Source organism: Burkholderia sp. ABCPW 111 (assembly GCF_000773065.1).
GTDB classification, from domain to species: Bacteria; Pseudomonadota; Gammaproteobacteria; order Burkholderiales; family Burkholderiaceae; genus Burkholderia; species Burkholderia savannae.
Genome location: NZ_JPWT01000132.1, coordinates 1 through 20,700, shown reverse-complemented (window position 1 = coordinate 20,700; position 20,700 = coordinate 1). Strand labels below are relative to the sequence as shown.

Sequence of the window (20,700 nt, the reverse complement as noted above, 5' to 3'; positions counted from 1 at the left end):
GAACCGACTCTCATTGCCTCCCCGCGCGTCGCGCATGCGCGGCGCCGTCGCGGTCGAATTCGCGATCGTGATGATTCCGCTCGTGCTGCTCGTGACCGGCGTCGCGGAATTCGGCCGCGCGATCTACCAGTACGAGGCGCTGACGAAAGCGACGCGCGACGCGACGCGCTATCTGTCGACGTACCTGTCGACCGACCCCGCGTATCCGGTCGCGCAGGCGCAGTGCCTCGCCGTCTACGGCAGCACGACCTGCGGCTCGACCGGCAGCGAGCTCGCGCCCGGCCTCACGACGTCGATGGTCGTCGTGTGCGACGCGTCGCACACGACGAACTGCGGCGACGCGTCCGATCCCGCGCAGTTCGCGAACGTGCCGACCTACGACACGAACAACGGCTCGCCCGATCCGGCGAACCTCGCGGGCAGCATCAATCTCGTCGAGGTCAAGATCAAGGGCTATCAATACCGCCCGATTCCCGCCTTCCCGGGGCTGCCGACGCTGACCTTCGGCAACATCGTCACCGTGATGAGGCAAGTGTCATGAACGCGCGCCCCTTCTCCCTCGCCCGGCGCCGTGCGCAGCGCGGCATGGCGGCCGTCGAGTTCGCGCTCGTCGCCGCGATCCTCTGCACGATCCTGATCGGCATCTGCGAGTTCAGCCGCGTGCTGTTCTACTGGAACACCGCGAGCGAGGCGGTCCGGCTCGGCGCACGCACGGCGGCCGTCTGCGACGCCGACGCGTCCGTCGTGAAGACGCGCATCAGCCAGCTGATGCCGCTCATCGGCAATGCGAACGTGAGCCTGTCGTACGCGCCCGCCGGCTGCGATTCCGACGCGGCGACGGCGCGCAGCACCTGCACGTTCGTCACCGTGTCGGTCACGAACGTGACGGTCAAGACGCTGATTCCGTTCGTGCCGCTCACGCTCGCGATGCCCCCCTTCGTCACCACGCTGCCCCGCGAAAGTCTCGCGACGTCGACGGGCGGCACGGTCTGTCAATGAAATCCACGCGAGGTCAACGACCATGATCAACATCCTCGTCGCTTCCGAAGACGCATCGCGGCTCGCGCATCTCGCGCGGCTCGTCGGCGATGCCGGCCGCTATCGCGTCACGCGCACGGTCGGCCGCGCCGCGCAGATCGTACAGCGCACCGACGGCCTCGATGCATTCGACATCCTGATGATCGACGGCGTCGCGCTCGACACCGCCGAGCTCGCCGCGATCGAGAAGCTGAGCCGCCTGCATCCGGGCCTCACGTGCATGCTCGTGACGACCGACGCGTCGTCGCAGACGCTGCTCGACGCGATGCGCGCCGGCGTGCGCGACGTGCTGCCCTGGCCGGTCGAGCCGCGCGTGCTCGACGCCGCGCTCGAGCGCGCGGCCTTGCAATGCACGCAGCGCGACACGCCCGACACGCGCGTCGTGTCGTTCATGTCGTGCAAGGGCGGCGCGGGCACGAGCTTCATCGCGGGCAACGTCGCGTACGAGATCGCCGAAGACTCGAAGCGCCGCACGCTGCTCATCGACCTGAACCAGCAGTTCGCCGACGCCGCGTTCCTCGTCAGCGACCAGACGCCGCCGTCGACCATCGCGCAGCTCTGCGGGCAGCTCGAAAGACTGGACGGCGCGTTTCTCGACGCGAGCGTGGTGCGCGTGACCGAAACGTTTCATGTGCTCGCGGGCGCGGGCGATCCGCTCAAGGCCGCAGACCTGCGCGAGGACGCGCTCGAATGGATTCTCGGCGTCGCCGCGCCGCGCTACGACTTCGTGATCTTCGATCTCGGCGTGAGCCTGAACGCGGTGTCGATGGTCGCGCTCGACCGCAGCGATCACATCGAAGTGGTGCTGCAGCCGAGCATGCCGCACGTGCGCGCGGCCCGGCGCCTGCAGGAGCTGCTCGTGTCGCTCGGCTGCCCGCTCGATCGCATCCAGCTCGTGTTGAACCGGCAGACGCGCGCGTCCGAGCGCGCGCGCGCGGCGCTCGAGGAAGTGCTGAGCATGCGCGCTTCGTATGTGATACCCGACGATCCCGCTGCGGTCGGCGAGGCCGTCGACCAGGGCGTGCCGCTGTCGCGGCTCGCGCGCGGCTGCGCCGTCGCGCGCAGCCTGCAGGCGTTCGCGAAGCATCTCGTCGACGGCGCGCAGCGCCCGCGGCGCGACGCCGAGCACGACGCGCCGCTGTTCGCCCGGCTCTTCAGCCGCGGCGCGACGCCCAAACTCAAATCGATGTAATACCCGTTCGAGGAGACCATCATGTCATTGCGAGACCAGATGTCCACGCGGCGCGCGCCACCGTTCATGTCCCGAAACGAGGCCGTCGGCGCGGCCACCGCGATGGCGCGCGAAGCGTATCAGAAGCTGCGCCGCCAGATGCACGGCGCCGTGCTCGAGCGCGTCGAGCTCGAGCGCCTGTCGCGGCTGCCCGCCGAGCAGGTGCGCAACGAGATCGCGACGCTGATCGCGCGCATTCTCGACGAAGAGAAGCTGCTCGCGAACGATCTCGAGCGCCGCCAGCTGACGATCGACATCTACGACGAAATGTTCGGCTTCGGCCCGCTCGAATCGCTGCTGCGCGACCCGACCGTGTCGGACATCCTCGTCAACACGGCGAGCGCCGTCTACGTCGAGCGGTTCGGCCGGCTCGAGCTGACCGACGTCACGTTCTACGACGACGCGCACCTGATGAAGGTGATCGAGAAGATCGTGTCGCGCGTCGGCCGGCGCATCGACGAATCGAGCCCGATGGTCGACGCGCGCCTGCCCGACGGCTCGCGCGTGAACGCGATCATCCCGCCTTCCGCGATCGACGGCCCGCTGATGTCGATCCGCCGCTTCGCGGTCAACCCGCTGAAGATGGACGATCTCGTCAACTACCAGACGCTCACGCCGCCGATGGCGCAGCTGCTCGAAGCGCTCGCGCGCGCGAAGGTCAACGTGCTCGTGTCGGGCGGCACCGGCAGCGGCAAGACGACGCTCCTGAACATCCTGTCCGGCTACATTCCGGATGCCGAACGGATCGTCACGATCGAGGACGCCGCCGAGCTCCAGCTGCAGCAGCATCACGTGCTGCGGCTCGAGACGCGCCCGCCGAACATCGAGGGCAAGGGCGAGATCACGCAGCGCACGCTCGTGCGCAACGCGCTGCGGATGCGCCCCGACCGCATCATTCTCGGCGAAGTGCGCGGCGCCGAAGCGCTCGACATGCTCAACGCGATGAACACCGGCCACGAGGGCTCGCTCGCGACGATCCACGCGAACACGCCGCGCGACGCGCTGACGAGGCTCGAGAACATGATCGGCGTCGCGGGCCTCTCGCTGCCGCCGAAGACGATGCGCCAGCAGATCAGCTCGGCGCTGTCGGTCGTCGTGCAGACCACGCGCCTCACGGACGGCAAGCGCAAGATCGTCAGCATCCAGGAGCTGACCGGCATGGAAGGCGAAATCATCAACATGCAGGAGATCTTCACGTTCAAGCGCACCGGTCTCGACGCGAACGGCAACGTGCTCGGCCACTTCACCGCGACGGGCGTGCGGCCGAAGTTCACCGAGCGTCTGAACGCGTTCGGCATCCAGCTGCCCGACGCGATGTACGATCCCGCGCGCCGCTTCGAAGTGGCGTAAATCCCGCGCCGCATGAAGGAGCCTGTCATGGACCCGATCTTCTACGGTTTCATCCTGCTGCTGTTCGTCGCCGTGGTGCTGGCGTTCGAAGGCGTCTATCAATGGTGGAACGCCCGCCACGGGCCGGCCGCGCGCCGCATCGAGGCGCGCATCCGCGCGATGTCGGCGGGCGGCCAGGTGCAGAAGGAGCGGCTGTCGATCCTCAAGGAGCGGATGCTCAACGACGCGAAGCCGCTCGACCGCCTGCTGATGCGCCTGCCTCGCGTGCAGACGCTCGACCTGATGATCGAGCAATCGGGCCTCGCGTGGTCGGTCGTGAAGCTCGCGTGGATCTCGCTGGCGATGCCGTTCGTCGTGTTCGTCGCGCTCAGCTTCGCGCCGCTGCCGCTGTGGGCCGCCGCCGCGGTGTCGGTCGCGATGGTGAGCCTGCCGACGCTGTTCGTGCTGCGGTGCCGCACGCGCCGCCTGCGCAAGCTCGAACGCCAGCTGCCGGACGCATGCGACATGATCGCGCGCGCGCTGCGCGCCGGCCACGCGTTCTCGAGCGCGATCTCGATGGTGGGCGGCGAATTCGCCGAGCCGATGGGCGGCGAGTTCCGGATCACGTTCGACGAGATCAACTACGGCGTGCCGCTTCAGGAAGCGCTGCTGAATCTCGCGACGCGCGTGCCGGTGCCCGACCTGCGCTACTTCGTGATCGCGGTGCTGATCCAGCGCGAGACGGGCGGCAACCTCGCCGAGCTGCTCGACGGCATTGCGCTGCTGATCCGCGAGCGCTTCAAGCTGTTCGACAAGATCCGCGTGCTGTCGGCGGAAGGCAAGCTGTCCGCGCTGATCCTGACGCTGCTGCCGTTCGGCACGGCGGGCCTGCTGTCGATCATGAATCCCGACTTCATCGCGGTGCTCTGGCAGGACCCGGCCGGCATGCTGCTCGTCGGGGTCACGATCGCGTCGATGGCGTTCGGCATCCTGTGGATGCGGCACATCATCCGCATTCGCGTGTGAAGCGGCGCGCGGCACATCCGGCAATCAATCATTCGTTGAACGACATTCGGGGACTGTCATGGAAAATCTCAACGTCACGCAAATCCTGCTGCTGTTCGGCCTGTTCGCGGTCGTCGTCGCGGGGGTGATGGGCGCGTGGCTCGCGCTCGCGCCGCGCGGCTTCGCGCGCCGCCTCGAGCAGATCGGCGGCGCCGCGGTTGCGACGGGCGACGGCCCGGCGCCGCCGGCCGTCTGGGTCGAGAAGCTCGCCGAAATCTCGCAGCCGATCTCGAAGCTGTCGCTGCCGAAGGCCGGCTGGGAGAATTCGCCGCTGCGGCTGCGCCTCATCAACGCCGGATGGCGTTCGCCGGGCGCGGCGCACCTGTACTTCGCCGCGAAGACCGTGCTCGCGCTCGCGCTGCCCGCGGCCGCGATGCCGTTCATGATCGGCACCGCGCTCGGCGACAGCCCGTACTCGGTGTCGGCGATGCTCGTGCTGATCGGCGCGTTCGGCTTCTATCTGCCGAACGCCATGCTGGCGCGCCGCATCGCGTCGCGCCAGCGCATGATCGTCGAGGATTTTCCGGACGCGATCGATCTGCTGACCGTGTGCGTCGAAGCCGGCCTCGGGCTCGACGCGGCGCTGACGAAAGTCGCCGACGAGCTGCGGCTGCGCAGCCCGGTCGTCGCGGACGAGCTCGGGCTGATGCTGCTCGAGATGCGCTCCGGCTTCTCGAAGGAAGCCGCGCTGCGCAACCTCGCGCTGCGCACGGGCGCCGAGGACGTCGACGCGTTCAGCGCGATGCTGATCCAGGCGGACCGTTTCGGGACGAGCATCGGCGCGTCGCTGCGCGTGCTGTCGGACACGCTGCGCACGCAGCGGCGGATGCGCGCGGAGGAGCGCGCGGCGAAGATCGCGCTGAAGCTGCTGTTTCCGCTGATCTTCTGCATCTTCCCGGCGCTGCTGACGGTGCTGCTCGGGCCCGCGTTCATCCATATCTACCGGACGCTGCTGCCGACGATGACGGGCGGTTGAGCGGCGCTCGCGGCGGCGCCGGGTGGTATCGCCGTGCCGCCGGCGCCGCGCGGGCGGCCGGCCCGCCGCGCCGACGACAAGAATGCGAAAGCCGCGCGGCGGGCGGGGCGGGGAAAGCCGGCCGCGCGCCGCGTTCGGCGGCCGCACGTTCGCCGCACGCCCGCGCCGTCCGATTGCACGATCACCCGATCACCCGATCACCCGAAAGAAGACACGCCGCGCATGCGGCGTGAATCACGTACGGAAGGCGCTCGCGCTTGCCCCGCCGCGCGCCGCGCTCAGAGCCCGTTTGAAAATGGATGAAATGGCGAATTCCAGCTCATCTGGCCCACGCCTGCATTCCTTGCCCACGGGCCACTTTCAAAGCAGCGCTCTACATCAGCGTGGCTACGAGGGCGGAAATTTGCATTTCCAAACGGGCGCTAAGCGGGCTTGGCCGCGAGATCGAGCACGGAGCCGTCGCGCTTGAGCGTCGCGAGCACGATGCTCGAATTCGTCGACATCACGCCGCGCGCGCGGTGCAGCTTGTTCATCACGAACTCGGAGAAGTGATCGAGGCTGCGCGCCCGCACGGTCAGCACGTAGTTCGATTCGCCCGTCACCACCTGCGCGGCGACGACTTCCGGCCACGACTGGATCGCGGCGACGAACGAATCGTGCCAGTCGTCGATGTCGGGCCGCATCGACACATGCACGAGCGCCTCGAATTCGACGCCGATGCGCTTCGGCGCGATCACGCACCGATAGCCTTCGATCACGCCCTGCTCCTCCATCAGCTTGACGCGCCGCAGGCACGCGGACGGCGACAGCGCGACCGACGTCGCGAGGTCCTGATTGCTGATGCGCCCGTCGCTCTCCAGCTCGCGAAGAATGCGCATATCGGTACGATCCAGGCTCATTTCGCAGAATCCCGCAAAAAAACAATCTCAATTCGCAGACTCTATCACGACGAAACGTAGGCAAGCACGATTTCCGAAGCACATTTCATTTTTTCGTCGATAACATGCGCCCCATGAATCGTGCAGCGGAGGCGGCCCGCAAGGCCGCACGCGGCGCGGCGGCGCGGCCTGCGGGCGATGCGACGCGCCGCGCCGCGCCGAGCCGCTGTTTCCGCCACCGTCACCCGCAAGCCGCCTCCACCATGTTCGAACACATCCACGCGTACCCCGGCGACCCGATCCTGTCGCTGTTCCAGGCGTTCCAGCGCGATCCCGAGCCGCGCAAGGTCAACCTCAGCATCGGCCTGTATTACGACGAAAGCGGCGCCGTGCCCGTCCTCGACAGCGTGCGCGCGGCGGCGGCGCGCCTGAGCGAGCGGCACGACGCGCACACGTATCTGCCGATGGAAGGCATGGCCGACTACCGGCGCGCGCTGCAATCGCTGCTGTTCGGCGCCGGCAGCACCGCGTTGCGCGACAAGCGGATCGCGACGGTGCAGACGGTCGGCGGCTCCGGCGCGCTGCGTCTCGGCGCGGACCTGCTGAAGCGCTATTTCCCCGACAGCGCGATCTGGATCGGCGATCCGACATGGGACAACCACCGTGTGCTGTTCGCGGCGGCGGGCCTCGACGTGCACACGTACCCGTACTACGACGCGGCGACGAACGGCATCCGCTTCGACGCGATGACGGCGACGCTCGACACGCTGCCCGCGCGCGCGATCGTGCTGCTGCAGCCGTGCTGCCACAACCCGACGGGCATCGACCTGTCGCGCGAGCAGTGGCGCGAGCTCGCCGCGCTGTGCGGCCGGCGCGGGCTGATCCCGTTCCTCGACATCGCATATCAAGGCTTCGGCGACAGCCTGGACGACGACGCCTGGCCGATCCGCGCGATGACCGACGCGGGGCTGCCCGTCTTCGTCAGCCATTCGTTCTCGAAGAATTTCTCGCTGTACGGCGAACGCTGCGGCGGGCTGTCGATCGCGTGCGCGAACGAAAGCGAGGCGGCCCGCGTGCTGAGCCAGATTCAGGCGGGCGTGCGCCGCATCTATTCGAGCCCGCCGCTTCACGGCGCGCGGCTCATCTCGACCGTGCTGAACGACGCAGCGCTCGCGCAGCAATGGGCGCGCGACGTCGCCGCGATGCGCGAGCGCATCAAGCGGATGCGCTCGGCGCTCGCCGCGCGGCTCGCTGCGCTCGTGCCGGGCGCGTCGTTCGACTACCTCGTCGAGCAGCGCGGAATGTTCAGCTACACCGGCCTCGCGCCCGCCGAAGTCGACGCGCTGCGCGAGCGCGACGGCGTGTACCTGCTGCGCTCCGGGCGCGCGTGCATCGCCGGGCTGAGCGACGCGAACGTCGATCATGTCGCGAACGCGATCGCCGGCGTGTTGAAGACGCGCCGGGCGCGCGTCGCGGCGTGATGCGCGATGCGTCGCGGCGTGATTCGTGATGCACGGCATCCGGGCTGAAATCGAAAGGCAAAGCCGGATGCCGCAGCCGAATTCCGGAACCGAAGCCGGGTCCGGGTCCGGGTCCGAGTCCGAACCCGAACCCCAAGCCGAACCCGAAGCCAGCCGGCGCCCCGAGCCGCGGCGCGCGAGCGCCGCGACGCCCGCGGCCCCGCTCCAATAATCAGACATCCGAAAGAGTCCCCCCATGCCCGCACTGATTCCCGTCGATCTGCCCGCACCCGCACAGCCGTTCTCGTGGGCCACGCACGCGCACGGCCTGATGTTCACCGCGCACGGTCCCGTCGATGCGACGGGCGCGATCATCGGCGGCGACATCGCGCGGCAGGCGCGTCTCACGCTGTCGAACCTCGCCGCAACCGTGCGCGCCGCCCGCGCGCACATGCAGGACGTCGCCCAGGTGCTGCTGTACGTCGCCGACGCACGCGACATCCCCATCATCGATGCCGTCTACCGCGAGTTCTTCGACGCACCGTACCCGAACCGCGCATGCGTCGCGGTGCACGGCTTCGCGCATCCGGACATGCGCATCGAGCTCGTCGCGCACGTCGCGCTCGGCCGCGCGTCGAGCCGCGCGGCCGACTAGTTTCGCATTCGATCCACGCGCCGCCGCCCGCCGACGAGGCCGGCGGCGGCGCGCGCGGAGCGCGTCGCAACACGGACGGCGGCGGCCCGCTCGCCTCGCCGCGGCAGGTTGCCGCGCGGCGAGGGCTTCCCGCCGTCCGGCACAACGACACATCGACAAGGAAACGAAGATGAACAGGTTTGGAGCAACGACATGGCCGGTCGCGATCGGCATCGCGCTGTCGGGCCCTGCATTCGCGCAGAGCTCGGTCACGCTGTACGGGATCGTCGATCAGAGCATCCGCTACACGACGCACGCGGACGCCGCGAACGGCGGGGCCGTGCAGATGGCGAACGGCGCGATCACGAACAGCCGCTGGGGCCTGAAAGGCGCCGAGGATCTCGGCGACGGCCTGAAGACGATCTTCCGCCTCGAGAACGGCTTCGAGCCGCAATCGGGGCAAGCGGACGGCGCTCGCCTGTTCGGCCGCTACGCGTACGTCGGCCTGTCGGGCCGCTTCGGCACGGTCGAGCTCGGCCGCCAGACCACCGAGGGCTTCAACCTGTTCGGCGATCTCGATCCGCTGACGATCGGCAACTACACGGCGAACATGTGGCCGTACTTCCTCACGCAGGGCTACGCGAACAACGTCGTCAGCTATGCGAACACGCTCGGCGGCCTCGCGCTCGGCGCGAGCTACGGCTTCGGCGGCGTCGCGGGCAGCATGAGCCGCAACGCGTACTGGGGCGTGCGCTCCGCGTACACGCACGGCGCACTGACGATCGGCGCCGTCTATCAGCAGACGCGCGACGCCGGCGGCCGCGCGCAGCAGATGTGGGGCGCGGCGGGCCGCTACGCCGTCGGCCCCGCGACGCTGTTCGTCGGCTATCTCGGCGGCAAGGACGCGACGGGCACGATCGATCGCGACTACCTGAACGATCCGGGCCGCACGGTCGCCTACGGCTCGTTCGCCGATCATCCGCGCTACGACACGATCGGCTACGCGGGCGCCGCGTACCGGATCGATCCGGCGATCACGCTCACGGGCGCGTTCTATTACGATGCGATCCGCAACGTGAACGGCATCGACGGCAACGGCGGCAAGCGCTACGCGGGCGTGCTCGAAGCGGAGTACGCACTGTCGAAGGCGACGCAGGCGTACGCGAGCGTCGACTACAACAAGGTGTCCGGCGGCGCCGTCACCGAGATGCCGGGCCGCGGCAATCAGACGGGCGTCGCGGTCGGCCTGCGGCACATGTTCTGACGAACGGTCCGGATCGTTCACGCCAATCGCGCGGGCGCGCCGCGGCGCGCCCGCCATCCATAACGACAATCGGAGGAGCATTCAATGAGTTCGGAAGGGCAATTTCACGCGATCGCGGCCCGCGAAGGCGGGCTGCGCCGCACGCTGAGCGCCAGCCAGATGACGATGATCGCGATCGGCGGCGCGATCGGCACGGGCCTCTTTCTCGGCAGCGGCTTCGCGATCGGTTTCGCGGGGCCGAGCGTGCTGATCAGCTATGCGATCGGCGCGCTGATCTCGCTGCTGCTGATGGGCTGCCTCGCGGAGATGACGGTCGCGCATCCGACGTCGGGCTCGTTCGGCGCGCACGCCGAGCACTACCTCGGCCCCTGGGCGGGTTTTCTCGTGCGCTACGCGTATTGGGCGTGCATCGTGCTCGCGGTCGGCACCGAAGTCACCGCGATCGCGCTGTACATGAAGTACTGGTTTCCCGCGGTGCCCGGCTGGATCTGGATCGCGGGCTTCTCGGCCGTGCTCGTGCTCGTCAACGCGCTGAGCGTCGACGTGTTCGGCTCGGTCGAATACTGGTTCTCGGTCGTGAAGATCGCGGCGATCGTCGCGTTCATCGCGATCGGCGGCTACGTCGTGTTCGTCGATCCGTCGCTCGTCGCGGGCTCGAACGCGGGCGCGCCGGGCCTGCGCCATTACGTCGAGCACGGCGGCTTCTTCCCGAAAGGCGCATGGGGGATGTGGGTCGCGGTGATCGTGTCGATCTTCAGTTACCTGAGCATCGAGATGATCGCCGTCGCCGCGGGCGAGGCGCAGGACCCGGAGCGCGCGGTCACGCGCGCGTTCCGCTCGACGGTCGTCCGCCTCGTGCTGTTCTACCTCGTCACGCTCGCGCTGATGCTGGCGATCGTCCCGTGGACCGCCGCCGGACGCGACGAGAGCCCGTTCGTCAAGGTGATGACCGCGATTCACCTGCCGGGCGCGGCGGGCGTCATCAACTTCGTCGTGCTGATCGCCGCGCTGTCCGCGATGAACAGCCAGCTCTACATCACGACGCGGATGATGTTCAGCCTCGCGTGCGCGGGCCACGCGCCGCACGGCCTCGGCCGGCTCAGCGCGCGCGGCGTGCCGCTCAACGCGCTGCTGCTGTCGACGGCCGGCATCGCGATCGCGACGCTCGTGAGCATCGTCTACCCGGACGCGTCGTTCACGATCATGATGGCGATCTCGATGTTCGGCGCGATGTTCACGTGGATGATGATCTTCGTCACGCACTACTTCTTCCGCCGCAAGCGCGCGGCGAGCGGGCTGCCGGCGGCCGGCTTCCGGATGCCCGGCTTCCCGTTCGCCACGCTCGCCGGCGCGGCGCTGATGCTCGCGATCATGGCGACGACGTACTTCACGCCCGAGTTTCACATGACGCTCGTGTTCGGCGTGCCGTTTCTCGTCGCGCTGAGCGTGCTGTATCTCGCGCGATATCGCCGCCGGCCGGAAGCGCTCGCCGACACGCAGACGCTGCCGCGATAAGCGCGCCGCCGCCGTGCGCGAAGCGCGAAGCGCGAGGCGCGGGGCGCGAGGCGCGGGGCGCGAGACGTGGAGCGCGAGGCGCGAAACGTCAGACGCACGCCGCACACGCGGCGGCGCGGCGGCGCGCATCACGACGCCCGGCCCGCTCAGGCCGGATCGAGGCTCGCCTCGTTGACCGCCGCGCGCAGCGCGACCATCGCCGTGCGCGCGCCGTCCCCGTCGCGGCCGTCGATCGCCGCGACGAGCTTGGCGGCGGCGTCGCGGATCGCGTCGTTGCGCTCCTGCAGCGTCGCCGCGTCGAGATCGATCGCCATCACGCCCGCACGCGCGACCTCGGCCATCTGCCGGATGAACTGATTGCGGCTCGCCTCGACGATCGACGCATGCAGCAGCTCGAGCGCGCGGCGCAGCGCGTCGGGCTCGATCGCCTCGCGCAGCGCCGCATGCGCGGCGCGGATCGCGCGCCGCTGCGCGTCGTCCGAATGCACCGCCACCTGCGCGGCCGCCTCCGGTTCGATCAGGTCGCACATCGCGGCGACGTCGAGCAGGAAATCCGTGTCCGACGCGATCCGCATCCGCCACTGCATCACGTGATCGTCGAACAGCCGCCATTCGCTGCGCGGCGTGAGGCGCGTGCCCGCCTTGGTCCGCGCGTGCAGCATCCGCCGCGCGGTCAGCATCCGCGTGACCTCGCGCATCACCGAGCGCGGCACGCCCAGCTCGCGCGCGAGCACGTCCTGCGGCGGCAGCAGGCCGGACGTGTATTCGCCGTCGACGATGCGCGTGACGAGCTCGTCGAGCACGCGCTGCACGCGCGGGGACGCCTTCAGCGAACGGCGCTCGGCCGAATCGCCGAACGGTCTCGCCAGCGCGCGCGCCGGGTTAAGGAGATGGTTGGTATCAAAGGAGTTCATCGTACTCATCCAAGTTCGGAACGGGGTTCCTTCGCTGAAAACGGAAGGCGCGACGACGTGAACGCATCCGCAACGCGACGAACGCATGCGAAGGCGGGACCGGCTGCGACAATCGCTGCCTCGGGAATAAAAAGCGCGATCGGAGCATGTTCCGATCGCAAGGCCACTGCCGCAGACAACCGGGCCACCGGGCGGCAGATGGGGCGCGACGCGCGCGGGGCGCGTCGTGACAATCGATTCGATGCGCCCGGGCGCGTGCCGGGCGCGAAGGAGCGGAAAGCGGGCGAGCCGGGCGCGCGCCGGGCCGGCGCGGCGGCATCGGCGCGCAGCGAGGAAATGACCTGTTCCTGTTCCCGCGCACACGGCGATCGGCGCGCATCCGGCGAGTCCGGCGCGCGCGACGGTTTGGCCGCCGCATGCGCGGCGCCCGCGCGCGGCACGATCGCAAGCGCGAACGCGTGGGCCGCGGCCGGACGCTCGCCGCGACCTCGCGCCTGCCTCAGGAAACGCAACGCGCAGCGCCGTCGCAGCGGCGCGCGCGCGACGAGGCATGGACGTTGCCGTACAATGCCGACAGCCATGGTGGGGTCTTCGCTGAAAGTCTTCCGTGGTCAGGCCGCGCCGGGTGTTGGCGCACCTTGCGCGGCCGCTCGCATCACTGCATTCGTCCTATATCCGCATCTCTCCCGTGATCCCGTCCGCGTGCGTCGAGCACGGCGCGCCGCAGCCGAAGAACGGCGCGCCGCACGGGCTCACGCGCATCCCGTCGGCAAGCGACGTCCAGCGCAGATCGGCCGGGTCGGCGGCCATCCAGCCGCCCGCTTTCGCAATCAGCACGCAATCTGCGATCGCATCGAAATCCGCCCGAAAATGCACGGAGCTCTTGTTGACCAGAATCTTCATCGTTTCCGGCGCGACGCCTGCGATCCGGTAGAAGCTCCGGTCAGTCATCTGCACGCGCGCCGACGTGACGACGACGCGCACGTCGCCGATCCGCAGGCACGCGGTCGGGCCGAGCTCGAGCGTCGCGCCCTTGAGCATCGGGCCATGGCAATGGCAGCGGCCGTTCGACAGCGACTCGACGCGAAACGTCCCCGTGAACGGCAGCCCGCTCTCCGCGCCGAGCGTGATCTCGAGCGACGCGCCGAGCCCCGCCGCGTGCGCGGCGCACGCGGCCGCGGGATCGAAGAACAGCCCGAGCGCCGTATCGGGCGCGCGATGCGTGACGAGCGCATGCAGCAAACCCGTCGTGTTCGAGCCGCCGCCCGCGCCCGGGTTGTCCTGCGTATCGGCGATCACGACCGGCTTGTCCGCGCGGCGCGCGATCCGGATCGCTTCCGTCACCGCCTCGTCCGCCGACATGAAGCGCACCGACCACTCCGATTCGATCGACACGACGTGCTCGTACAGCGCGTCGACGGCGCGCGCGAGCTGGACGGGATCGGCGCCGTAGCCCCAGATCGAAGGCCCGCATTCGGCGAAGTCCGCGGCCGGAAAGCCCGGCGCGAACGACAGCGACCGCACGCCGCCCGTTTCCAGCCGGTCGAGCAGCCGGAACACGCTCTTCGAAGGCTCGAGCGACGTGCACATCGCGTTGACCGGAATCAGGAACGGCACGCGCCGCGCGGCCCGGAAATGGCGATGCCGGCCGCGCTTGCCGAGCAGCGTGTCGAGCAGCGCGATCGCGCGGCGCCCGGTGTCCGCCATGTCGACGTGAGGATAGGTGCGATATGTGACGAGCGCGTCCGCGCTGTCGAGCATTTGCCGCGTGACGTTCGCATGCAGATCGAGCGACGCGACGATCGGCACCCGCGCGCCGACGGCCTCGCGCAGCCGGCGCAGCAGTTCGCCTTCGCCGTCGTCGTAATGCTCGGCCGCCATCGCGCCGTGCTGGTCGACGTAGATGCCGTCGGCGTCGCACCGCTTCGCCGCGTCGACGATCTCGCCCGCGATCCGCTCGAACGCGACCGATTCGACGACGCCCGACGGCGCCGCGTCGGCCCAGATCGCGGGCAGCGCGACATGCCCGGCGTCTTCGATCGCCGCCAGCGCGCCCGCGATCGGCAGGTTCATGCCCTTCAGCCGGTGCATCTCCGCGCCGCGCGACAGCGGATAGCGGCCGCCGTCCGCGACGAAGCTCGCGTAGGACGCCCTGCTCGGTGCGAACGTGTTCGTCTCGTGCCGGAATCCGGCGACCAGGATCTTCATGATGCGGCGGCGCTCCATTTCTTCGCGTCGACGCGGTTCGCGAGCAGCACGATCGCGCCCGCGACGAACAGCGCGACCATCACCATCAGCCCGGCCTGCAGGCTGCCCGTCGTGGTCTTGATCCAGCCGATGACCGTCGGGCTCACGAAGCCGCCGAACAGGCCGATCGAATTGATGAGCGCGATGCCGCCCGCGGCGACGTCGCCCTTCAGATAATCGGCGGGAATCGCCCAGAACACCGCGTAGGCCGAATACATCAGCGCGGTCGCCGCGACGAGCGCGACCATCGCGACGACGAAGCGATCGCCCGCGACCACCGTGACCGTCAACGCGGCCGCGCTCAGCAGCAGCGCGATCGCGCTGTGCAGACGCCGCTCGCCGCGCTTGTCGGAGCGCCGGCCGATCACCTGCATCGCGACGATCGCCGCGAGATAGGGCAGCGCGGTCAGCGCGCCGATATGCAGCAGGTTCTTCACGCCAGCGCCGCGCAGCAGCGTCGGCAGCCAGAAGCTGACCGCATAGAGACCGCAGATGATCGCGAAATAGGAGAACGCCATCGCATAGATTCGTGGATCTTTCAGGACCTCGCGAAACGCGGTGTGCCGGCTTGCCGCGCGCGGCGCCGAACCGATCTCGGCGAGCAGGATCGACTTCTCGCTCTCGCTCAGCCACTTCGCGTCGGCGGGCCGCTCGCTCAGCGTGAAGAACAGCACGACGCCGAGCAGCACCGCCGGCAACCCTTCGAGCAGAAACAGCCACTGCCAGCCGGTCAGACCATACACGCCCGCGAGCTGCGTCATGATGAGCGTCGACACCGGCCCGCCGATCACGGCGCCGACGGGTCCCGCACACAAGAGCATCGCCATCGCGCGCGCCATTCGCGCCTCCGGATACCAGCGTGTCAGACAGAACAGCATGCCGGGGCTGAAACCCGCCTCGAACACGCCGAGCAGGAAACGCAATGCGTAGAACGTCGTCACGTTGGTGGCGAACATCATCGCGACCGATGTCAGCCCCCACAACACCATGATGCGGCTCAGCGTGAGCCGCGCGCCGATACGGGTGAGCCAGAGATTGCTCGGCACCTCGAACGCCATGTAGCCGAGAAAGAAGATTCCGGCGCCGAGGCCGTACACGGCCTCGCTCCATCCGAGGTCCGTCTGCATCGCGAGCTTCGCGAAACTGATGTTGATGCGATCGATATAGGCCGTGACGTAACAGACTGCGAGAAACCCGAGGATGCGGATGTCGACCTTTCGATAGATTCGCGAGCGCGCGTTTCCGGAAGCGTTCTGTTCTCTCATATGGCCCGTATTGGAATCTGCGTGCGCGTACTCCCGCGCTCATTTGTCGTGGCCATTATCTCCATACTGTATGATCCCAGTGACAGCAACTTTGGTGTACGGCCGTTGCTTTGCAAGGCAACAAGTGTATGGATCAATCGTTCCAGGTCAATCTCAACCGCCTCCGCTACTTCCACGCAATCCTCGACCACGGATCGATCCGCGCGGCGGCAGAACGGCTGAACACCGCGCCATCCGTCGTCAGCCGGCAATTGCAGCTGCTCGAGAGCGAAATCGGCGCACCGCTGTTCGAGCGCCGGCAGCACGGCATGATCGCGACCGAAGCCGCCACCCTCCTCGTCGAATACACGCACGCGTGCCGAATCGGATTAGAGCAATTCCACGAATCCTTGCACGGCGAATTGCGCGGGCGCGTCGAGATCGCACTGACGGTCGGCTATGTCGAAGACCTGATGGATTCCGTTATCACACGTTTTTTGCATCGGCATCCGCACGTATCGGTCGCATTGAACGTGCGCACCGCGGACGGCGTCGTAGATGACGTATTACGCAAACGTGCGCATATCGGCCTCACGTACAATCCGTCGCTGCCGCAAGAGATTCGCGAGTGCCTGAGCGTCGCGCATCCGACGTTTCTCGCGGTCGCGCCCGATCATCCGCTCGCGAAGCGCGGCGAGCCGCTCGAATTGCGCGAGGCGGTCAGCTATCCGCTCGCGCTGATGCCCGCGCCGTATTACGGCGTCGGGCAGATCGTGCACACCGTCGCGCATGCGGAGAACATTCCGCTCGCGCCGCGGCTCGTCACGAACTCGGTGCCCGCGATGCGGCGCTTCGTGCGTTCGGGCAACGGCGTCGCGTTCCTCACGCGCCTGCTGATCGAAGACGATCTCGAATGCGGCGAGATCGTCGCGCTGCGGATGCGCAATCCGCTGTTCAACTCGCCCTGCGGCAAGGTGCTCGTTCACAACGAGCGCGCGCTGCCGCGCGCGGCGAACGAGATCCTCGCGCAGATCGTGCGGGATTTGCCGTCGTTCAAGGTTTGACGCGCGGCGCGCGAAGCGCCGCCGGCGCGCGATCGTTGATGCGCGCCGACGCGGCACGCGCACGTGAGCGCGGGAGCGCATGAGCGCCGGCGCGTCGCGCGAACGATGCGCTCGGCCGATGCGGCAATCGAAAACGCTCCGCTCGATCGGTTCTCCGAACGAATCCGCACGCCGAAGCGGCCCCGCGATCGGGCGCACGAACGTTCGGGCTGCAACGCGCAGATGCGATCGTCGGGCTTGCCGATCGCGAAGCGTCGTTTTTCTCAACGCGCCGGCATATGCGAACGTCGAGCGGCGGCATGCATTCGCGGACGGCGCTCGACAGCGCGGCCGACTCGCTCGAAGCCGGCGATGCCCGATATCCAGCCGAACCGCGATCGCCGCTCGATCTCGCGCCGACGCACGCAATGTGTGCACATTAGCCGTCGCGCCCGAAGCATTAAAAACATATCCGCCGCACCGTTTCCTGAAATGAAACGATGCGCGCCGTGCGCCCCAACGCCGCATCGTCCCGCAAGCGCGCACAGCGCAAGCCGAGCGTGACCGTTCCCTCGACCATCACCGCGCGGGCGCGCCCGATTTCGCTCATTCATCTGCGCGCGGAAGAATTTATATGCGATATATGCGACGATGGACATCGCCGCCGTTCGTCGCGACGCACGTGCGCCTCGCGCGTCGGAACATCCGTTGCCTGCATTCTCGATTCACGGCCGGCCGCCTCGTGGCCGGCCGAACGCCAACGCGGCGAGCGCGCGGCGCGCGAGCCGAGACTCGCGCATCTCGCGCATCTCGCGCATCTCGCGCATGCTCGCCGCCCGTCAGGAGCACGCGATGCGGATATTCGAAACGATCGCCCTGCTGTTCTCGCGCGCCGCCGGCCGGCGGCCGCGTTCCGAAGGCTTGGCCGGTTCGCGCGTCGGCGCGCGCGCGGCGTGCCGCGCCTGTCCGTCGCGCCGCGCGCATGCGGGCCGTCCGCACGCCGCGCACATGCATGCGCCGCAGGCGTCGCGCACGCGGCGGCCGCCGTTCGAGCCTCGGCGTCCCGAGCGGTTCGGCGCCGGCGACGTCGAGCCCGGCTCGTCGAACGCGCCCGAGGCGGGCGGCATCAAGCTGTGAGCGCGCGATGGCTACCGGCAAGACGCCCGCCCGCAAGAGCGCCCCGCGCAAGACCGCGCCCCGTCCGCCCGCGTCCGGCCGCAAGCGCGCCCGCACCGCGCAGGAAAAATCCGGCCGCTACTGGTCGAACGACGTGACGCGGCACAGCAACGCGCTCGATCTCGAACCCGACATCTTCAAGTCCGACGACCCCGAAGCGATCGCGCAATCGCTGAAGCGCTCCGCGCTCGACAGCACGCGGCGCAAGGCCAATCCGTTTCAATCGGCGATGTCGATGCTCAATTTCTACGTGAACCGCGCCGGCCGAAACCTTCCGAAGGCGCGCCGGGAAACGCTCGAGCTCGCGAAGAAAAAATTGCGCGAGGCGTTCGGCCGCAAGCCCTGACGCATCCGCCGAGACGAGCGCCGATCGACCGTTGCGGACGGCCGGCCGGCGTTGCGCCGAACGCGCTTTCCCGCTCGCGGCCGTCATCGTCGTGCGATGCCCAGCGCGAGCACGACGAGAAGGATCACGGCGAACGCATAGAGCAGGATCTTCGCGATCTCCGCCGCGCCGGCCACCGGCGGCGACGCGACGCGCCACCCCGCTAAAACTGGTAATTGATCGACACGTCGACGGCCGAATCCGTCGAGCGCTGCGCGAGCGGACTGCGCGCGGCGCTGCCGACGAGTTGTTCGACCGCGCCGTCGGCCGTCACGAACCAGTGCTTCGTGACGAACCAGACGAGCGTCACGCCGCCGCCGACCGACTTCACACCCGCGCTCGGCGCATAGCGCGAATAGCCGGAGCGCGCCGCCTGCGCGTCGTTCACGCCGAACCAGCTGTTCATGTAGCGCGAATCGGCGAACGTGACGGTCGGCCCCGCGAACCAGTAGAACGTTTCCGAGCTGCCGGGCAGCGGCATGTACGCGGCGAGATCGGCGACCCAGCCGTTCGCGCCGCCGACGCTGCGGCGAACGTCCGCGCGCAGCACGAGCGGGAAATCGCGCGAGATCACGTAATCGGCCGACAGCTTGATCACCGCCGCCGGATTGACGTTGCCGACGCCCGTCAGATGACCGCGGTCGTCGGCCTCGCGGCGGCCGAAGTCGTAGCCCACGGAGATCGTCGCGCGCCAGTTCGGCCCGCGCAGCACGTTGACGCCGATCCCCTCGCCCGTCGACACGAACCACAGGTCGCGATAGCGGACGTCGAGGGTCGGCCCGGCCATCGGACGATACTGGTTCGAGCCGTCGTAGCGCGGCTGCAGCGTCGCGGCCGCGCCGACCGCGATCTGCCATGCCGGCTGCTGCGGATCGAAAAGCTTGTCGAGCGGCACGCCGGCCGAATACTGCCACTCGGCGGCCGGCGACGGCGTCTGCGCGCGCGCCGAAACGGCCGCCGCCGCGCACGCGATGCAGACGATGCCGCGCACGGCGCGATCGATGCGATCGATGCGATCGATGCGATCGATGCGCCGTCGCGCCGGCGCGCGGCGCGGTGCGACGGCTCCCCGGATTGGAACGGCTCGTGCGTCGGCCATGTGCTGTCCTCGTTGTTCGGATTGTTGTCGCCGCGGCGAACCCGCGCGCGAACCAACCTTTGCCGGCACGCGATTGCAGCACATCGCGCGCCCCGACGCCACCGGCGCCACCGGCGCCTCGAGCGCACGCCGGCGCGTCAGCTCAAGCCTCGCGCTCGACGCGATCCGCGAACAGATTCAGCGCGCGCGCGACCTGACGCCCGAAGTAGCCCGGGCGCTCACGCTCGTACGCGCGCAGCAGCGTCGTGCATTCGCGTTCCGCCCAGCGCCAGTATGGCCCCTGCTTCGCGAAAGCCGGATGATCCCGCAATTCGGCCGGCACCGTGTGCTCGTCGTCCCATCCCCAGAAATACGCCTGATGCGAACGCGAGAACGACATGCCGACCATGCTCGCGACAATTTCGTCGTGGCGCATCGTGAAGTCGATGACCTCCGTTCGCGCGAGCCCGGCGGCATCGGTGTGGCGCGCCTCGATCCAGCAGTGATAGCGCGCGAGCTGCGACAGATGCTTCGCGGCGCGGCGCCGCTCGCGCGTCGAGCAGAGCACGAAGAGTGTGTCGTCGCCGAAATCCATGACCTCGCCGCCCGCGACGGGCCGATACCGCGTGCCGGTCAGCATGGTCAGCACGCGCGCGCCGACGATCGCGTAATCGGCGCAGCGCATGTAGCCGTTCTTGGTCGTCGCCTCCGACACGCTTCGATGGACGACTTCGTCGATGACGGGACGCAGCGCCAAGCTGATCGGCACGGTCAGAATCGGGGAGTTTGCTGCGGATTCGTGTTGCATCGGGACTGAACGCATTCAGCCGATCATCGGTCGGCGCGGGTGGGAGCCGCGGAATTATTACTTTTCGTTACATTCGGCTGTGTCGATTTTGGAAAAGATCTGTGTACTTTTGTCAAGATCGGCGCACGAAATGCTGCCTGCCGCGACAACCGCTCCGTCGCACGCCAAATCGTTCGTCGCCGCCCTCATTCGCGGCCGCGGACGGCCCGGCCCGGCCGTTCGTTCGCCCGTTGGCCCGTTGGCCCGTTCGTCCGTTGGTCCGTTGGTCCGTTGGTCCGTTGGTTCGTCCGTTCGTCCGTTCGTCCGTCCGCCCGTTCGTCCGTTGGCCCGTCCGTCCGTTGGCCCGTCCGTCCGTTGGCCCGTCCGTCCGTTGGCCCGTCCGTCCGTTGGCCCGTCCGTCCGTTGGCCCGTCCGT

The 20,700-nt window shown here is 68.7% G+C and carries 21 protein-coding genes and 1 pseudogene; 13 read left to right on the top strand and 9 right to left on the bottom strand.

All coding sequences use genetic code 11. From position 1 onward, the window contains the following. The first annotated feature begins 34 nt into the window (after positions 1-34). From X946_RS28325 to X946_RS28300, 6 genes are read left to right on the top strand one after another with little or no spacing between them, the layout of a single operon-like run. Positions 35-541, top strand: a complete 507-nt coding sequence (locus X946_RS28325; protein ID WP_038755055.1) for a TadE/TadG family type IV pilus assembly protein — start codon at positions 35-37, stop codon at positions 539-541. Beyond that, positions 538-999 carry a TadE/TadG family type IV pilus assembly protein gene (locus X946_RS28320; RefSeq protein ID WP_038755053.1) on the top strand — a complete coding sequence of 154 codons (462 nt, stop codon included), beginning with the start codon at positions 538-540 and terminating at the stop codon, positions 997-999. The genes X946_RS28325 and X946_RS28320 overlap by 4 nt, the downstream gene beginning before the upstream one ends. A gap of 22 nt (positions 1,000-1,021) precedes the next feature. Beyond that, positions 1,022-2,230 (top strand): AAA family ATPase, encoded by a 1,209-nt coding sequence (locus X946_RS28315; RefSeq protein WP_038755050.1) that lies wholly within the window; start codon positions 1,022-1,024, stop codon positions 2,228-2,230. Positions 2,231-2,251: 21 nt separating this feature from the next. Next, positions 2,252-3,619 (top strand): CpaF family protein, encoded by a 1,368-nt coding sequence (locus X946_RS28310; protein WP_038755047.1) that lies wholly within the window; start codon positions 2,252-2,254, stop codon positions 3,617-3,619. Positions 3,620-3,646: 27 nt separating this feature from the next. Next, positions 3,647-4,624: a type II secretion system F family protein gene (locus X946_RS28305; protein WP_038755044.1), complete on the top strand. Its 978-nt coding sequence runs from the start codon at positions 3,647-3,649 to the stop codon at positions 4,622-4,624. A gap of 58 nt (positions 4,625-4,682) precedes the next feature. Then, on the top strand, positions 4,683-5,639 hold the full coding sequence (locus X946_RS28300) for a type II secretion system F family protein (RefSeq protein WP_038755041.1): 957 nt from the start codon (positions 4,683-4,685) through the stop codon (positions 5,637-5,639). Positions 5,640-6,061: 422 nt separating this feature from the next. Here X946_RS28300 and X946_RS28290 read toward each other — a convergent pair whose 3' ends face one another. After that, positions 6,062-6,538, bottom strand: a complete 477-nt coding sequence (locus X946_RS28290) for an Lrp/AsnC family transcriptional regulator (protein WP_038755035.1) — start codon at positions 6,536-6,538, stop codon at positions 6,062-6,064. 242 nt (positions 6,539-6,780) lie between these two features. On the opposite strand from X946_RS28290, the gene X946_RS28285 reads away from it, so the two are divergent. The 4 genes from X946_RS28285 to X946_RS28270 all read left to right on the top strand — a co-directional run bounded on the left by X946_RS28285 (position 6,781) and on the right by X946_RS28270 (position 11,390). Further along, a complete protein-coding gene (locus X946_RS28285) occupies positions 6,781-7,998 on the top strand; it encodes an amino acid aminotransferase (RefSeq protein ID WP_038755272.1) in 1,218 nt (405 codons plus the stop codon). Between the two features lie 235 nt (positions 7,999-8,233). After that, positions 8,234-8,632, top strand: coding sequence for a RidA family protein (locus tag X946_RS28280; protein WP_038755032.1), 399 nt, complete (start codon positions 8,234-8,236; stop codon positions 8,630-8,632). A 169-nt stretch (positions 8,633-8,801) separates the two neighbouring features. Beyond that, the gene (locus X946_RS28275) at positions 8,802-9,875 is read left to right on the top strand and encodes a porin (RefSeq protein WP_038755029.1); all 1,074 of its coding nucleotides are present in this window, start codon (positions 8,802-8,804) and stop codon (positions 9,873-9,875) included. A gap of 84 nt (positions 9,876-9,959) precedes the next feature. Continuing rightward, a complete protein-coding gene (locus X946_RS28270) occupies positions 9,960-11,390 on the top strand; it encodes an amino acid permease (RefSeq protein ID WP_038755026.1) in 1,431 nt (476 codons plus the stop codon). Between the two features lie 146 nt (positions 11,391-11,536). Here the strand turns inward: X946_RS28270 and X946_RS28265 are convergent, their stop codons facing one another. The 4 genes from X946_RS28265 to X946_RS28255 form a co-directional block, all read right to left on the bottom strand. Further along, on the bottom strand, positions 11,537-12,304 hold the full coding sequence (locus tag X946_RS28265) for a FadR/GntR family transcriptional regulator (protein WP_052145216.1): 768 nt from the start codon (positions 12,302-12,304) through the stop codon (positions 11,537-11,539). Between the two features lie 5 nt (positions 12,305-12,309). Next, on the bottom strand, positions 12,310-12,885 hold the full coding sequence (locus tag X946_RS36490; RefSeq protein ID WP_231751961.1) for a hypothetical protein: 576 nt from the start codon (positions 12,883-12,885) through the stop codon (positions 12,310-12,312). Between the two features lie 88 nt (positions 12,886-12,973). After that, positions 12,974-14,512, bottom strand: a complete 1,539-nt coding sequence (locus tag X946_RS28260) for a M81 family metallopeptidase (RefSeq protein ID WP_038755270.1) — start codon at positions 14,510-14,512, stop codon at positions 12,974-12,976. Next, on the bottom strand, positions 14,509-15,816 hold the full coding sequence (locus tag X946_RS28255) for an MFS transporter (protein ID WP_038755023.1): 1,308 nt from the start codon (positions 15,814-15,816) through the stop codon (positions 14,509-14,511). The genes X946_RS28260 and X946_RS28255 overlap by 4 nt, the downstream gene beginning before the upstream one ends. Before the next feature lie 128 nt (positions 15,817-15,944). On the opposite strand from X946_RS28255, the gene X946_RS28250 reads away from it, so the two are divergent. Continuing rightward, positions 15,945-16,859 carry a LysR family transcriptional regulator gene (locus X946_RS28250; RefSeq protein ID WP_038755020.1) on the top strand — a complete coding sequence of 305 codons (915 nt, stop codon included), beginning with the start codon at positions 15,945-15,947 and terminating at the stop codon, positions 16,857-16,859. Between the two features lie 439 nt (positions 16,860-17,298). Here the strand turns inward: X946_RS28250 and X946_RS35370 are convergent, their stop codons facing one another. Further along, on the bottom strand, positions 17,299-17,448 hold the full coding sequence (locus X946_RS35370; protein WP_156437393.1) for a hypothetical protein: 150 nt from the start codon (positions 17,446-17,448) through the stop codon (positions 17,299-17,301). Positions 17,449-17,690: 242 nt separating this feature from the next. Between X946_RS35370 and X946_RS28245 the strand changes: the two genes are divergently transcribed. Next, complete coding sequence (locus X946_RS28245) at positions 17,691-17,975, top strand: hypothetical protein (RefSeq protein ID WP_038755269.1); 285 nt, start codon at positions 17,691-17,693, stop codon at positions 17,973-17,975. Between the two features lie 7 nt (positions 17,976-17,982). After that, positions 17,983-18,360 carry a DUF3175 domain-containing protein gene (locus tag X946_RS28240; protein ID WP_038755017.1) on the top strand — a complete coding sequence of 126 codons (378 nt, stop codon included), beginning with the start codon at positions 17,983-17,985 and terminating at the stop codon, positions 18,358-18,360. Positions 18,361-18,443: 83 nt separating this feature from the next. Here the strand turns inward: X946_RS28240 and X946_RS34775 are convergent. The 3 genes and pseudogenes from X946_RS34775 to X946_RS28230 all read right to left on the bottom strand — a co-directional run. Further along, positions 18,444-18,533 (bottom strand): annotated as a pseudogene (locus tag X946_RS34775) (DUF1328 domain-containing protein); the annotation flags it as partial. Positions 18,534-18,562: 29 nt separating this feature from the next. Further along, positions 18,563-19,498 (bottom strand): MipA/OmpV family protein, encoded by a 936-nt coding sequence (locus X946_RS28235; protein WP_081990113.1) that lies wholly within the window; start codon positions 19,496-19,498, stop codon positions 18,563-18,565. Between the two features lie 142 nt (positions 19,499-19,640). Then, positions 19,641-20,285 carry a hypothetical protein gene (locus X946_RS28230; RefSeq protein WP_038755014.1) on the bottom strand — a complete coding sequence of 215 codons (645 nt, stop codon included), beginning with the start codon at positions 20,283-20,285 and terminating at the stop codon, positions 19,641-19,643. Between the last annotated feature and the right edge of the window lie 415 nt (positions 20,286-20,700).

Excerpts from the sequence above, each read along its gene's own strand:
- X946_RS28325 (WP_038755055.1), top strand. The coding sequence starts at position 35 with ATGCGCGGCGCCGTCGCGGTCGAATTCGCGATCGTGATGATTCCGCTC.
- X946_RS28320 (WP_038755053.1), top strand. The coding sequence starts at position 538 with ATGAACGCGCGCCCCTTCTCCCTCGCCCGGCGCCGTGCGCAGCGCGGC.
- X946_RS28315 (WP_038755050.1), top strand. The coding sequence starts at position 1,022 with ATGATCAACATCCTCGTCGCTTCCGAAGACGCATCGCGGCTCGCGCAT.
- X946_RS28310 (WP_038755047.1), top strand. The coding sequence starts at position 2,252 with ATGTCATTGCGAGACCAGATGTCCACGCGGCGCGCGCCACCGTTCATG.
- X946_RS28305 (WP_038755044.1), top strand. The coding sequence starts at position 3,647 with ATGGACCCGATCTTCTACGGTTTCATCCTGCTGCTGTTCGTCGCCGTG.
- X946_RS28300 (WP_038755041.1), top strand. The coding sequence starts at position 4,683 with ATGGAAAATCTCAACGTCACGCAAATCCTGCTGCTGTTCGGCCTGTTC.
- X946_RS28290 (WP_038755035.1), bottom strand. The coding sequence starts at position 6,538 with ATGAGCCTGGATCGTACCGATATGCGCATTCTTCGCGAGCTGGAGAGC.
- X946_RS28285 (WP_038755272.1), top strand. The coding sequence starts at position 6,781 with ATGTTCGAACACATCCACGCGTACCCCGGCGACCCGATCCTGTCGCTG.
- X946_RS28280 (WP_038755032.1), top strand. The coding sequence starts at position 8,234 with ATGCCCGCACTGATTCCCGTCGATCTGCCCGCACCCGCACAGCCGTTC.
- X946_RS28275 (WP_038755029.1), top strand. The coding sequence starts at position 8,802 with ATGAACAGGTTTGGAGCAACGACATGGCCGGTCGCGATCGGCATCGCG.
- X946_RS28270 (WP_038755026.1), top strand. The coding sequence starts at position 9,960 with ATGAGTTCGGAAGGGCAATTTCACGCGATCGCGGCCCGCGAAGGCGGG.
- X946_RS28265 (WP_052145216.1), bottom strand. The coding sequence starts at position 12,304 with ATGAACTCCTTTGATACCAACCATCTCCTTAACCCGGCGCGCGCGCTG.
- X946_RS36490 (WP_231751961.1), bottom strand. The coding sequence starts at position 12,885 with ATGGCTGTCGGCATTGTACGGCAACGTCCATGCCTCGTCGCGCGCGCG.
- X946_RS28260 (WP_038755270.1), bottom strand. The coding sequence starts at position 14,512 with ATGAAGATCCTGGTCGCCGGATTCCGGCACGAGACGAACACGTTCGCA.
- X946_RS28255 (WP_038755023.1), bottom strand. The coding sequence starts at position 15,816 with ATGAGAGAACAGAACGCTTCCGGAAACGCGCGCTCGCGAATCTATCGA.
- X946_RS28250 (WP_038755020.1), top strand. The coding sequence starts at position 15,945 with ATGGATCAATCGTTCCAGGTCAATCTCAACCGCCTCCGCTACTTCCAC.
- X946_RS35370 (WP_156437393.1), bottom strand. The coding sequence starts at position 17,448 with ATGAGCGAAATCGGGCGCGCCCGCGCGGTGATGGTCGAGGGAACGGTC.
- X946_RS28245 (WP_038755269.1), top strand. The coding sequence starts at position 17,691 with ATGCGGATATTCGAAACGATCGCCCTGCTGTTCTCGCGCGCCGCCGGC.
- X946_RS28240 (WP_038755017.1), top strand. The coding sequence starts at position 17,983 with ATGGCTACCGGCAAGACGCCCGCCCGCAAGAGCGCCCCGCGCAAGACC.
- X946_RS28235 (WP_081990113.1), bottom strand. The coding sequence starts at position 19,498 with ATGGCCGACGCACGAGCCGTTCCAATCCGGGGAGCCGTCGCACCGCGC.
- X946_RS28230 (WP_038755014.1), bottom strand. The coding sequence starts at position 20,285 with ATGCAACACGAATCCGCAGCAAACTCCCCGATTCTGACCGTGCCGATC.